The following is a 14,554-nucleotide window of genomic DNA, read 5'->3' as shown; positions in this document are numbered from 1 at the left end:
ACTTGATTTAGGTATTTTATAAAGTATTAATCAGTATTTGTAGGTATTGTATGATGATAATATCCACTCTATTTTCGCATCGCATTAATATAGGTATCTCCGGGGATGAATTTGAAGAAAATAATTCTGATTTTTTTTGTGACGTTTTTGTATTTCCCTTTTGTCCGGGCTGTCCCGGATAAAGTAATTTTCAGTGGCTGTGTAAGAGATACGCTCACGAAGGAGTTACTTGAGTTCGCTACGATACAATTAAAAGGGAAAAATACATTTTCCGTGTTGTCTGACAAGAACGGAAATTTTAAATTTTCTTCTGTCTTGCCCGGGGAGTATGTTTTGCAGGTGTCTTATTTGGGATATGTGTCGTGGCAGAAAAAGATCGAACTGAAGAGCGACCTTTTTTTACAGATAAATATGACTGCCCGGTCTAATAAGTTGAAAGAGGTTGTGATAACTGCTGCCGAGTCACCGGGGATCGTTAGTTCGTCGAAAATCGATAGAGCTGCAATGGCGCATTTGCAACCTACGAGTTTTGCAGATTTATTAGAACTCTTACCGGGGAATATTTCCCAAACTCCGAACATGGGGGTGGCTAATACAATAACGTTGCGTGAAACGGGTACATTGAATGCTTCCGGAGGAAAAAGCGACAATCCCGATTATTCTATCTCCTCTTTGGGTACTTTATTCCTTGTCGATGGAGCTCCGATTAACGGTGATGCCAATATGCAGTATATTCCTTCGGGCTCTGACTCGAGTTCTCCCGAGTATAAAAGAAATATAACGAATAAAGGTGTGGATATGCGTTCCATATCTACCGATGATATAGAAAGCGTGGAGATCGTTCGTGGAATTCCTTCTGCGGAATATGGAAATCTTACCAGCGGTTTGGTGAATATTAAGCGGATAAGGAAATCGACTCCGTTTACCGCTCGTTTTAAGGCAGATGAATACAGTAAGCTTTTTTCTGTCGGTAAGGGATTTGCCGTTCCGGGACAAGATCTGATTTTGAATATAGACGGGGGATATCTCGATTCGAAAGTAGATCCGCGAAATAATCTCGAGAATTATAAACGTATCAATGCTTCGGTGCGTTCGACGTGGAATCTTAAAAAAGAGATGTGGAATATGGGATGGAACTCCGGTGTCGATTATACCGGTTCGTTCGATAATGTAAAAACTGATCCCGACTTGTCATATCAGAAAATAGATAAATATAAATCTACGTATAACCGGACGGCTTTTACAAATAATTTTTCGTGGACTTTCCCTAAGGTGGATTTGATAAAATCTATAGAGCTCAACTCTTCTGTAAGTATTCAGTCGGACAGGTTGAAGAGGACGAAACTGATGTCTCCTCAACGTGCGACGGTAGCTCCGACCAGTATGGAAGAGGGGGTACATGACGGAACTTATCTTTTGGGACAATATGTTGCCGATTATTTAAGTGAGGGTAAACCGTTGAATGCGTTTTTGAAAATAAAGGGAGAATTGGAATTTTTTTTAGGTAAGGTTAAAAATGGTATGAAAGCCGGAGGGGAATGGAACTATTCGAAGAACAGAGGTCGGGGACAAGTATATGATATAAGCCACCCGATCGTAACAAGCGGATGGACTACACGACCGAGGGCTTATAAGGATATACCTGCATTGCAAAACCTCTCTTTTTTTCTGGAAGATAATATTACTGCTCGTATGGGTAAACATAAATGGGAGACGTTGGCCGGTGTCCGTTCGATCTCTTTGGTCGGTATGAGTCCAGCTTATTTGCTACAAGGAAAAGTTTATCTTGATCCGCGTATCAATTCCCGATGGAGTTTTCCGGGCATTCGGTTGGGTAACCATGATTTGAATATAGATATATCAGGAGGATATGGTCTGACGACAAAAATGCCGACCATAGATTATTTGTACCCTAACAAATGGTATAACGATATTATTCAGCTAAACTATTATGATGTTAATAAACCGTTGGAATATAGTCGAATTAATGTACGTACTTATATCAAGGATATCACGAATTACCGGTTAAAACCTTCGAGGAATCGGAAATGGGAAGTAAGAAGTGATATATCTTATAACGGTAATCGCCTGTCTGTGACATATTTTAGAGAAAGATTGACATCCGGATTTCGTTACTCTTCTTATTATATGCCTTTTGAGTATCGTAAATATGATGCATCTTCTATTGATGCAGGATCTTTACAAGGCCCTCCCGCATTGGAGGATATTTCTTATACAGATACCCGGAAACTGGATGGATATACGCAAGCGGCGAATGGCAGTCGGTTAGAAAAAGAAGGGGTGGAATTTCAATTTACATCTCAACGTATCAGGCCGTTGAGAACATCCGTGATTATTAACGGGGCCTGGTTCAAATCTACTTATACGAATAGTCAACCTATGTTTGAAACGGTTTCGGAAGTGGTGGATAACCGTCCGATTCAAGAAGAATATGTCGGATTGTATGATTGGAATAGCGGGAGGATAAATCAACAATTCAATACCAATTTTATGTTGGATACGCAAGTCCCGGAATGGGGACTTATTTTCTCGACATCGGTACAGTGCATGTGGTTTGTCTCTACGCAAAGAATGTATCAGAACGGGGTGCCGGTAAGTTATCTTGATGTGAATGACGGACTTTTACATCCTTATACGCAGGAGTCTGCAGAAGATATGAAGTTGCAGTTTTTGGTGAAGACGTATAATGCCGATTCGTTTAAGAAACAAACTGTTCCGATGGCTATGTATGTCAATTTTAAAGCGACGAAACAGATCGGTAAATATCTGAAGCTTGCTTTATTCGCTAACCGTATTTTGGATTATCTTCCGGATTATACCTCTAACGGATTGCAGATAAGAAGAAATGTAAATCCTTATTTCGGTATGGAATTGAATTTTAGTTTGTAATATATCAAATTATAATAAGAACAATGAGATCCAAGTTATTCTTTCTGGTTATTTTTTTAATTCTTTTTGTCAGTTGTGAGGAGAAAAGCGATATTCCGCATACAACGGTGGATATATTGATTGAGTATCCATCCGATTTAGAAGAACTGTCTGTGCAGTATGAGGCAGTGAAATTCAAGAATATATCTTCCGGAATGGAAACCGAGTATTCTAATTCTAAACAGTTTTCGCTACCTGAGGGATTGTATGACTGTAGTTATGAAGCAAGTGTCACTTATTTGAAAAATGGGGAAATGACAGAAGGAAAATTAAGGGGTTATCAGGCTTCTTTAAAAGTACTCGGGACAGATGTGAAGGTTACGTTAGAGTCTTATTTGTTAGAAGATAAAAACGACTTCATTATTGAAGAAATTTTTTTTACCGGCACGTTGCAACCTTCTGGAAAACAGTATAATGGCGATCAATATGTCAAAATCTATAACAATACCGATCATGTCCTGTATGCTGACGGTGTGTCTTTTATGGAATCTAAGTTTACAACGGTTGCCAAATATGACTATACTCCGGATATTATGAAAGAGGCAATGACGGTACATGCCATTTATACGATACCCGGGAATGGGACAGACCATCCTGTACAGCCGGGGGAGTCTTTGATAATTTGTGATACCGGTATGGATCATCGGGTTGCCAATCCGAATTCATTTGACTTGAGTCGTGCTGACTTCGAATGGTATGATGAATCTTCTGTTCCTGCGCATATGGATATCGACAGCCCGACAGTTCCGAATTTGGATAAGTACTATTGTTATACACTTAGTTTCTGGATTCTACATAATCGGGGGTTCAGGGCTTTTGCTTTAGCTCGTATTCCGGAAAAGAAAGAAGACTTTTTAAAGGATTATCTTTATACTTATAAGTATGTCATGGTATTGCCTGCCGGGACTTTCCCTATGGAACAAACAGCCTATAAAGTTCCTAATGAGTGGATTATAGATGCTGTGAATACAAGTGTCGAGTCTCGTTATGTATGGAATGTTACTGATCCGTCTTTGGATTCGGGTTGGACTCATTGCGGAACGATCGATGGAGATAAAACTCGTTATTTTAAAAGCGTACGTCGGAAGTTGTTATATATTACTCGTGACGGTAGAAAGGTGTTGAAAGACACGAATAACTCTTCTGACGATTTCAATACCGAGTGCGTACCTTCTTTGATCGAAGAACAACATACGGCCACGGATGCCAATGGTACTCCGGCTGTGAATATTACTTATGACGGTGTAACGCCTAAGACTGAGTAACATAAATTGAAAGTGAGATGAAAAAAGGATATGCTGTCGTTATGTTGTTTTTATTGTGTCCGGCTTTCTTGTATGCCGGGGATACGCTTTCTGTCATGCAGCGAAATTTGCGGAATAATTCTTTCGGAGAGACTTTTTTCGATTTGCTTTATCGTAATCCTGCAGAAAAATATTATCAGCATGCCTTAACTCTTACCGAGGTAAATGCAATCGTGGAATATTCGGATGAAGATCAACCGATATTTCTGCAAAAAGGAGACGGTTTGATCTGCGGATCGTTTGATGTGGATTCGTATATTTCTCTGAAAAATAGAAAATTATGGGGGCAGGCTTATTATAGAAACGGCGTGAAACGAGATGTCGTTTGGAACGAGACATCCGATTATGATTGGGTGTATCCTTATGTTTTGGGAGATTCGGTCGGCGGAGATTTAAGATGCGAGGAATATTATTTTGCCGGAGGATATGCACGGGAATATGGTCGTGTCACTTGGGGCGGAACGTTGGATTATCGGGCTGCCGTGGAGTTTAGGAATATCGACCCTCGTCCTAAAAATGTTGTTGGAGAGTTGAATGCTTCGTTAGGCATCTCGTTGCGGACAAAAACTCATTATGGCATCGGGATATCTGCTTTTGCAACAAAATATAAACAATCTAATGAAATAAAATTTTATAGCGAATTAGGTCAGTCGAAAGTTTATCATTTTACCGGAATGGGAATGGACTATGCCCGTTTCTCGGGGAATAATAACAGTGCGTATTATAAAGGAAAATCTTTTGGCGGAAATATAGGAATCTCTTCTCATGAACAAAGCGGATTTTCCGGGACGTTCTCCTATCGTTATTATTCTTGTGAGAAAATAATTTCATCTTTGAATGAATTACCGATGGCTTTGATATATGAACATTCCGGAAAAATTGAAATAGGTTACCGTAATGCCACGACATACAGGGTATGGGGGGTAAAAGGGTATGGTAATGTTTCTTGTAGAAATGGAATTGAAAATCTGTTCGGTGATGCAGCGAATGAAATTTATCCGAAAATAGGCGAGGTAGAACAGTATCATAACAATATATTCTACTCCGGTATTGTCGGTATGTATGAGGCGGAAATTGCGAAAGGTTATAAATTGTCTTTGTCGCCTGAAGTTACCTATAAGCGCAATAAAACATCATATATTTATCCGTCTCGTTCACTTGAGGAAAATCGTTTGTCCGGAAACGTTTCTGTTCGAGGATATAAGACATGGGAAAATTGTTTTTTGCAGATAGATGCCGGAGTTGGCTATTCTCGTGCTTTTAACACGGATATTGCCTTGTCGGAAACGGAAATAACAGATTCCGGAGTTTTGAATATGCTTTATCATAATTACCGTTTTATTTCATCGAACAGCATATTTTCTGATATTGGCATACAGTTCTCGCATCGGATTTTGAAGAACTATCTGTTACAGATTAAAGCTGCTTGGAAGCATGGTTGCTACATGAGCAAAGTCAAGTCTGACTATATATCAGGGGCGATAGGAATATCTTTTTAATATAGGCTTTTAGGTGGTAGAAAAAGAATCGATAAATTGTTTATATCGTTTTTCTGCATTTTCGATAAGATGTTGATTAATAGAAGTCGTTTTTTCAAAAAAAGATGTTTTTATAGTTATTCCTGATTTATTTCGAAGAAGTTTCCAGTTACCCGAAATTTTTCCATTATATAAAATAACGGGGTAAAATGTACCGTAATTGTTAAATGCCATTGCCCGGTATTTTTCGTTTAAGACCTCGCTTCGGTCTTTATAACTGATCAAATATTCATCGAATGAGGGTAAAAAATGGAGAATGTTTTTTTGAGGTAAATTTTTGTTTGAATATGATTCATGGATGAATATTTCTTTTTGATTGTCGAGTTGCTCTTTTAGCAGGGAAGAGTTGATGTAATCAATAGCTTGTCGGGCCTCCGTAACAGATAATCCTGACCACCATGTAAAATCTTCTAATGTGGCGGGAGAATGACTTTGAAAATATTTGTTTGCCAGCTTGGCAAGAGCTTCGTCTTTCGTTATTTCCTTGGCAGGAGAAACACGTTCGTTGAGTAGAGCATAAGTTTGTTTGTTCCCTTTATTTATTCCGCTACAAATGATTTTTTCTGTCTCTGCCCGGATAAGAAATCTATTTAACCGAGGTATATCGGTTTTTATATTTTCTTTCTTCAAAATGTCTCCGATTTCTTGTTTGGTGAGGTGGTTATTTCCTGTTAAGTGTTTTTCGATTAACCGGTTGCATTTTGTGTATAGCTTTTCTGTTATTTCTAGATTTTTCCCGAAGGACTCATTGGCAGATCTTATTCGCTGCGCCGAGAGCTTCAGCATCCAATGTATATCTTCTGCAATAATAAAGTGCCATGTAGGACGCAATATGTGCATTCGTAATATTTCTCCCTGTTGGAAGGCTTTTTCTATGATGTTATCTGTGACGTGCTTGAGCCGGATACCGATTGCCCATTTCGCCATATTGTAGTTTTGTGCTTGAATAGCTCCCATCCATGATACGATTTCTTTAGGGGTATCGAATGTCGGTTCTGTTAATTGCTGGCTATATAAACGGATATTTATGAGCATATACTTTTTTTTACCGTAAAAATAATTAAAAAAATAAGAAATAAAATCGGTGTGTACTATATTAATAAATAATACCGTTTCGTTAAAAATAAGCGGGAAAGAGAAGAGTATATAAAAAATGTAAAAAATACACTCGTCGGATTATTCATCGTTTGATTTTAGTATTATTTGTCTAAATTTGCGGAAGGACCTTATATGGTTATTTTTTGTTAAATGAAAAATGTTGCTGTCTATTCTCGTTTCGGGAAATTGTCCAAATATTAAAGAGGATAAATTATAAAATATAATATACCCATGAAAAAAACATCCGTTTTTGCATCATTATTTTTGGTTATGGTGGGCGGTGCTTTTGCCCAGAATTCTGACCGGTATGCCGAAATAACCGACCCGAAAGTTGTGAGTATAAACAAAGAACCTGCCCGGGCCAGTTTTATTTCATATAAAGATGAAGATAGTGCATTGGCAGGAAACCCGACATCAGGGGCAGATTATTTGCTACTTAACGGAAAATGGAAGTTCAATTATGTCGAACAATTCAATGACCGTCCGGTAGATTTCATGTATCCTTCTTACGATGTCAGCAAATGGAAAGATATTCAGGTTCCCGGAAATTGGGAAATGCAAGGTTTCGGAGACCCTATTTATACGAATGTCCCTTATGAATTTGTCTCTGCGGGATATAGTAAGTATTTGCAACATCCTATGCCCCCTTATGTCCCTAAAGAGTGGAATCCGACCGGAACTTATCGTCGAGATTTTGATCTTCCCGATTGGAATGGGAAAGATATTTTTTTAAGTGCCGATGGTGTAAAAGGTGCGGCTTACTTCTATCTGAACGGGAAATTTGTCGGAATGTCAAAAGCCGCAAAAGCTCCGGCGCGTTTTAATATTACAAAGTATGCTAAACCCGGTAAAAATACGTTAGCGGTACAGATACATCGTTTTTCGGACGGAAATTATTTGGAATGTCAGGATTTTTGGCGTTTAACCGGATTTGAGAGAGATGTGTATGTTTATGCCCAGCCGAAAGTGCGGTTGGCCGATTTTTTTGCACGCACTCCTTTAGACGACTCTTTTAAAAATGGCATGCTTGATTTGGATATAACGCTGAATAATACTTCGGGCACGGTGCAATCATATACTGTAATGTATAAGGTTCTCGATAAACAGGGTAAAATTGTTGCTGACGGAGAAGAAAAACGTTCTGTTTCAGAAGGTCTGTCTACCATGAATTTTAAAACAATTCTTCCGAATGTTGCTGCATGGACTGCCGAAACTCCAAACCTTTATACTTTACAGATAACTATTAAAGACGGGAATGGAAAAATTTCTGAATCGATAGCCAACCGTATAGGTTTCCGTACTGTTGAGATAAAGGATAAACAATTATTGGTGAACGGACAGCCTATACTTGTGAAAGGGGTAAATATTCATGAACATAATGGATATACGGGGCATTATGTTCCAGAAGAACTGATGCAAAAAGATTTCGAACTTTTTAAAAAATATAATGTGAATACTGTCCGCACCAGTCATTATCCGCAGCCAGAACGTTTTTATCAATTGTGTGATGAATATGGTTTATATGTAATTGATGAGGCGAATATAGAATCGCATGGAATGGGATATAATATACAAAAAGGACATTCTTTGGCGAATAATCCGGATTGGGTAGATGCTCATATGGATCGTACTCGGAGTATGGTTGAAAGGGATAAAAACCACCCGTCAGTCATTATTTGGTCTTTAGGAAATGAATCGGGAAATGGAGTTTGTTTTTATGATACTTATCGTTGGATTCGTGAAACCGATCCTTCCCGCCCGATACAGTATGAACGGGCCGGAATGGAGTGGAATACCGATATTTTCTGTCCGATGTATAGTTCCATAGAAGGAATCAGAAACTATGCTACGAATAAAAATTCCGATCGTCCGTTGATATTATGCGAGTATGCTCATGCTATGGGAAACAGTCTCGGAAATTTCCAAGATTATTGGGATACGATCGAAAAATATGATTTACTGCAAGGCGGATGTATTTGGGATTGGGTAGACCAAGGATTGATCGCTAAGAATGCAAAAGGAGAGTCTTATTGGGCCTACGGAGGAGATTTCGGAGAGGAAGGTACGCCTACGGATGGAGACTTTTGTATTAACGGTCTGGTTTATCCCGATCGTAAAGTTAAACCTCATACGATCGAGATGGGAAAAGTTTATCAAAATATAAAATTTACCGATTTCGATCCGATACAGGGAACTGTAAATATAAAGAACGGTTTTTTCTTTACCGATTTAAGTAAATATGATATCGTATATACGATAACAGCGGATGGTAAGGCTATTAAAAGTGGGAATATATCTCTTAGTCTTGCTCCTCAGCAGGTTAAACAAATTAAGGTAGAAGAATTGCCTTCCGCACAGCCGGCTTCGGTCGATTATCGGATACTTTTTGAAGTCAGAATAAAAGATGCAGAACCGTTTCTGCCCGTAGGTTATGCAATTGCCAGAGAACAGATGCCGATAAATACTTATGTAAAGGAAAGGGCCGAATTGCCGCAAGGATCGATCAGTGTCAAAGAAGATAAGAATTCTGTAATTTTATCCGGAAAAGATTTTAAGGTCGTATTTGATAAGAGTTCTGGCTTTATGACTTCATACCGATATAAAGGAACTGAATATATCTTGAATGGTTTCGGACTGAGACCTGTATTTTGGAGAGCGCCTTTGGATAATGACTACGGATGGGATACCCCTAATCGTTTGAGGGTTTGGAAAGATGCAACATACCAGAATCTTGTACCGAAAAATTTTGCGGTAGAAAAAACGGAAAACGGTGTGATGGTGTCGTGTAGTTATCCTTATCGTCGTATCAATTCTCATTGGAATGTGTCATATAGAGTTTTTGCCGATGGGGTAATAAATGTAGATAATACATTTACTGTGAACAATAAAGATGTCCCGGCAATACCGCGTATCGGTTTACGGATGCAAATGCCGGTCGATTTTACTGACCTTACTTATTATGGACGAGGTCCGTGGGAAAATTATCAGGATAGAAAAACAAGTTGTTTTGTCGGGGAATATTCTTGTCGTGTGGCAGATATGTTTGAGCCGTATATCCGTCCGCAGGAAAATAGTCACCGTACCGATGTTATTTGGTTCTCGCTATCCGATAAAAAAGGAAAAGGTTTGTTGGTTGTTGCAGACGATAAGTTGGAGATGAATGTTTCGAATTATACCCTTGAAAGTTTAGATAGTGGGGAATTCAGGGATGATATTCCTCAACGTCCGTCGGTTTTGACCCAACGCCATACGTGCGATGCAAAGTCTCAGCAACTGGTAGATCTTTTCATCGATTATAAAATGATGGGTATCGGAGGTGATAATTCGTGGGGAGCTCAGCCTCGTAATGAATATCAGATTAAGTTGAATCCCGGTAAGGTTTCTTATGGCTTTACACTTGTCCCTTATGATACGAGAGCTGATAGGAGGAGTTTTATAAAACAGTATTAATATAGGAATGTTTAAAAGAGAAAAGCAGGAATCGGCAATATTGCCAGTTCCTGCTTTTACATTCACAATACACACACATACTAAAATAACACTCTTTTAGTATTTCCGCTACAAAGATAAGTATTTCAATTGGTTATCAAAGTAAAAAATCGATAAAATACTTTATTATAATGTCAGAAAGTTATTTTTTATGTTTAATCGTATTGTGTTATTATAACTTAGGAGTTTGCTTAAGATATTTGATAGAATTATATTTCCGGGCTTTTTCAGTCTGTTTTAGTCTCGTTTCGTAATGTGAATTTCCAACAGCAGGCACATGTCGGGTCGGTAATATTGGGAAAGCAGCTTATCGTTTCACAATCGAATCTTGAATCGATCTCTTTTGCAAAATAAGAATATTCTATGATCCCTACCGATTTGCAAGGATGCAAAGGCATTCCTTTACGAGTACGGGCAGTCTGTACACGACAGTCAATAACTTTGTAAATAAGTGTATCTTCGGTTATCCGGGTTTCTGTTTGGTTCAGAAAAGCGTTAAAATGAAAATCAAGCGCTTTTTTTAAGCCGTTTATACCCGGTTTTTCCGGTAATTTTAAAAACGTTTTAATACGTTTGGCTTCAATTACAGTATATTTCCTCCATGCATTTTGATCATGCTCTATGGCTTCATCCATGCCGAGCTTAGTCTCTATGGATTGAAACCATACACCATCTAATGCCAGCATGTTTTTAGCAAAAATATGTACTAACTCGATGAGCTCTTGCTTTGATAGCTGTTCTAGTTGATCCATAAAAATTTAAAAATGTCTGTTTTCCCCGTATAATGCAATATACTTCCATAAGGGAGCAGCATGTTGGGCTTGAGTTATTTTATTATTTTCCAATAGATCTTTTACTTCTTCGATAGTCAAGAGTTTTACTTGTATATCTTCTGTCGCTTCTAAATGTGGTTCGGATATTTTTTCTACATTAGTAGCAAGATAGCAATAGGTTAAGTTTGTATGGGTTCCCGGGTTGGGAGATATGATCATAAACTCTTCCCACTCGCCTTTCCCATAACCGGTCTCTTCCATTAATTCCCTTTGTGCGGAGATTAACGGAGATGAATCTTCTTTTTCACAAACTCCGGCACACAGTTCGTATGAAGTGTTTCGCAATCCATGACGATATTGTCGTTCGAAAATAAATTTCCCGTCTTTGGTAATTGCGATTACGTTAACCCAATTAGGGTATTCTAAAACATAATATGAATCGATCGTGTTTCCGTTAGGAAGTTGCACTTTTTCTTTACGTACGGTAAACCATGGTTCTTGAGATATGTACTGACTGCTCAATACTTTCCATTCCATGCTGTCTTTTTCTTTCATTTCTTTGTAAATAAAGTAGTTTGGGGAACAAATATATATCATGTGATTTGTTTACGAGTAATTTTATGAGCTGTTTTTCATCTTTAAATAAAAAACAATACCTTTGCGCTCGACCTTAAATTAAGTTCTGTATTGAGAAAATAGTTTGATTACGATATGTCGAAACGTATCTTAAAGCAATATTGTACTAAAAATTTTCGTAAAATAAGACATCGGAAAGGTTTCGGTGTCCACTCCCCGTTTGCTTATAATTTAATAACCAAAGTAATAGAAGAAACTTATAGTTATTATGCCTATCAACAGATCGAGGAAGTTTGGCATACCCGGGTGTGTAACCAGCTTACTCAAGACGATTTTCAACGACGCAAACCTGTTTCGGAAAAATATGGGCGCTTGCTTTTCCGTATGGTCAACCGATTTCGTCCGGATATAATATTTGAATATGGTTCTTGTTGGGGTATTTCGTCTTTGTGTCTTTATTTAGGGAATACTCGGTCTCAACTTTTTTGCGCAGATCCAGATACTCGTATTTATAATTTCTCGAAAGATGTCATACCTTCTGACTTGCAAAATATCCGTTTTTTCAACTCTTATTTTTCAGAAGGGTTGTTAGAATGTTTGAAATTTGGCACGCCCGATTTTATTTGCATTCACCGTCCATCTGATATACAAGAATATGAATTGATTTATAATCGGTTATTTCCCTGTTTGGGAGAGAATACCGTTATCCTCATAGAAGGAATACATTCGGAGAGTAGAGCTTTAGATGCGTGGCGCAGATTTATATCGGACGAAAGAATTCGAGTGACAATGGACCTGTTTGACTTGGGAATTGCATTTTGTGATCCTAAATTAAATAAACAAGATTATATTGTTGCATTCTAAATATTGCTTTTCAAAAAAAATTTGTATCTTGCTTTCGCAAAATAATTAGAAATAAGGTGTACCTGTTGTTTTGTTTCATAGTGAAGAGGGTATCTCTTTTTCGATTTGTTGAATTTGTTAATCACTAATCACATACGCAAATGAAACGGTTATTATCTTTATGTTTCCTACTTCCTTTATTAGTGGGGTGCAACTCCGGTCCGAAAGTGACCTTGTTGCCTGATTCGCAATTTGATACCATTATAGATGGTAAAAAAGTCGCGCTTTATACGTTGAAAAATGCCAAAGGAATGGCTATGCAAGTGACGAATTACGGAGCTCGGGTGGTCTCTTTATGGGCTCCTGACCGGGCAGGAAAGATGTCTGATGTAGTTCTCGGATATAAGGATATTCATAGTTATGTCAATAATCCGGGCGAACGTTTTCTCGGTGCGGCTATCGGCAGGTACGGGAATCGCATTGCAAACGGTAAATTTACTTTAGATGGCAAGGAATATCAGTTGGCTGCTTATAATAATGGACAATGTTTGCATGGTGGTCTTAAAAGTTTTGACCGGGTGGTTTGGAATGTAGATAGCGTGATGCCGAATAAGATATGTTTCTCTTATTTATCTCCGGATGGAGAAGAGAATTTCCCGGGTAATTTGAATGTCAAAATGACTTATGAGCTTACGGACAATGATGATTTTGAGATTAATTATACTGCTACCACAGATAAAGCTACACCGGTTAATTTGACGAACCATACTTTCTTTAATCTTAAGGGTGAGGGGAATGGGGATATATTAGCCCATGAGTTGACTATACGGGCTTCTCATTTTACTCCGGTGGATAGTCTTTTGATTCCCACAGGTGAATTAAAGGAAACTCTCGGAACTCCTTTTGACTTTCAGAAACCACGTCAAATCGGCAGCCGTATAGATATGGATGACCCTCAATTGCGAAATGGTCAGGGATATGATCATAACTGGGTGTTAGATCGTCATACTGATAAGAATTTGGAATGGGCAGCAACTGTTTTCGAACCGGGAACAGGGCGTCAGCTTGAAGTTTGGACCACAGAGCCCGGATTACAATTTTATAGCGGAAATTTCTTTGATGGGGCAGCTACCGGAAAATCCGGACAGCCGTATGATTACCGTTGTGGTATTGCTTTGGAGACACAGCATTTCCCGGATTCTCCTAATCATCCGGATTTCCCGAATACGATTCTTAAACCCGGAGAAACTTATCAGCAGACATGTGTTTATAAGTTCCGGATAAAATGATCGGATGATTGTGTGAAAATCATATAATTTGATTAAATTAGCACTGCTTCGGTAGAACCGAGCGGTGCTGATTTGTTTATTATATCGATATAATTGATGAATTATGGAGAAAAGTAAAATTTATACGAGGACAGGAGACCGGGGGCAAACTTCTTTGGTAGGAGGAAAGCGTGTTTCGAAATATGATGTGCGTTTAGAGGCTTATGGAACAGTTGATGAGTTGAATTCATACTTGGGTATGTTGATAGCGACTTTGCCCGTTTCATCTTCAGATACAGAACTATTGCAGTTTATCCAAAATAAGCTGTTTGTCGTAGGTTCTTATCTGGCAACTGATACCGCATTTACCGAATTGCGCGAAGCAAGCCGAATGAAAGCTACGGATGTAGAGCGTATAGAACGGCGTATCGATGAAATTGACCGTGTATTGCCGCCGCTCAATCGATTTGTTTTGCCCGGAGGAGTTCCGGCTGCGGTTAAAGCTCATATTTGCCGGACGGTTTGTCGCCGGGCGGAAAGACGTATTTGTGAAGTTGCCGGACAATATGAAGTAGATGAACTTATTCTTCGTTTTATAAATCGATTGTCGGATTATCTGTTTGTCTTATCGCGCTTTATGAATGTAGAAGAAGGCATAGAAGAAATTTATTGGAATAATAGTTGCGAATGAGAAATTTTATTCTATTTTTGCGGAA

The 14,554-nt window shown here is 38.5% G+C and carries 10 protein-coding genes; 7 read left to right on the top strand and 3 right to left on the bottom strand.

What is annotated here, in order from left to right:
* Positions 1-105 precede the first annotated feature (105 nt).
* Genes QUE35_RS08420 through QUE35_RS08410 form a run of 3 tightly spaced genes read left to right on the top strand, consistent with a single transcriptional unit; the run spans position 106 to position 5,752 of the window.
* A complete protein-coding gene (locus QUE35_RS08420; RefSeq protein ID WP_022599903.1) occupies positions 106-2,910 on the top strand; it encodes a TonB-dependent receptor in 2,805 nt (934 codons plus the stop codon).
* Positions 2,911-2,933: 23 nt separating this feature from the next.
* Positions 2,934-4,214: a DUF4876 domain-containing protein gene (locus tag QUE35_RS08415; RefSeq protein ID WP_022599901.1), complete on the top strand. Its 1,281-nt coding sequence runs from the start codon at positions 2,934-2,936 to the stop codon at positions 4,212-4,214.
* A 17-nt stretch (positions 4,215-4,231) separates the two neighbouring features.
* The gene (locus tag QUE35_RS08410; RefSeq protein WP_022599899.1) at positions 4,232-5,752 is read left to right on the top strand and encodes a DUF6850 family outer membrane beta-barrel protein; all 1,521 of its coding nucleotides are present in this window, start codon (positions 4,232-4,234) and stop codon (positions 5,750-5,752) included.
* 9 nt (positions 5,753-5,761) lie between these two features.
* Here the strand turns inward: QUE35_RS08410 and QUE35_RS08405 are convergent, their stop codons facing one another.
* A complete protein-coding gene (locus QUE35_RS08405; protein WP_009318189.1) occupies positions 5,762-6,826 on the bottom strand; it encodes a winged helix DNA-binding domain-containing protein in 1,065 nt (354 codons plus the stop codon).
* 294 nt (positions 6,827-7,120) lie between these two features.
* Here QUE35_RS08405 and lacZ point away from each other — a divergent pair, with 294 nt between their 5' ends.
* Positions 7,121-10,339 (top strand): beta-galactosidase, LacZ type, encoded by a 3,219-nt coding sequence (gene lacZ / locus QUE35_RS08400; protein WP_022599897.1) that lies wholly within the window; start codon positions 7,121-7,123, stop codon positions 10,337-10,339.
* Between the two features lie 266 nt (positions 10,340-10,605).
* On the opposite strand, the gene QUE35_RS08395 is transcribed toward lacZ, so the two are convergent.
* Positions 10,606-11,130 (bottom strand): DUF6125 family protein, encoded by a 525-nt coding sequence (locus tag QUE35_RS08395; protein WP_022599895.1) that lies wholly within the window; start codon positions 11,128-11,130, stop codon positions 10,606-10,608.
* 6 nt (positions 11,131-11,136) lie between these two features.
* Positions 11,137-11,706: an NUDIX hydrolase gene (locus tag QUE35_RS08390; RefSeq protein ID WP_022599894.1), complete on the bottom strand. Its 570-nt coding sequence runs from the start codon at positions 11,704-11,706 to the stop codon at positions 11,137-11,139.
* Between the two features lie 156 nt (positions 11,707-11,862).
* Here QUE35_RS08390 and QUE35_RS08385 point away from each other — a divergent pair, with 156 nt between their 5' ends.
* From QUE35_RS08385 to QUE35_RS08375, 3 genes are all read left to right on the top strand, one after another.
* Positions 11,863-12,591, top strand: a complete 729-nt coding sequence (locus QUE35_RS08385) for an O-methyltransferase (protein ID WP_022599893.1) — start codon at positions 11,863-11,865, stop codon at positions 12,589-12,591.
* A 140-nt stretch (positions 12,592-12,731) separates the two neighbouring features.
* On the top strand, positions 12,732-13,859 hold the full coding sequence (locus tag QUE35_RS08380; RefSeq protein WP_022599892.1) for an aldose epimerase family protein: 1,128 nt from the start codon (positions 12,732-12,734) through the stop codon (positions 13,857-13,859).
* A gap of 103 nt (positions 13,860-13,962) precedes the next feature.
* Complete coding sequence (locus QUE35_RS08375) at positions 13,963-14,529, top strand: cob(I)yrinic acid a,c-diamide adenosyltransferase (protein ID WP_009318183.1); 567 nt, start codon at positions 13,963-13,965, stop codon at positions 14,527-14,529.
* Positions 14,530-14,554: the final 25 nt, after the last annotated feature.

The sequence above is a fragment of the Coprobacter fastidiosus genome (assembly GCF_030296935.1).
Classification (GTDB): domain Bacteria; phylum Bacteroidota; class Bacteroidia; order Bacteroidales; family Coprobacteraceae; genus Coprobacter; species Coprobacter fastidiosus.
The sequence above is the reverse complement of the archived record's forward strand: the minus strand, read 5'-3'. Positions and strand labels throughout refer to the sequence as shown.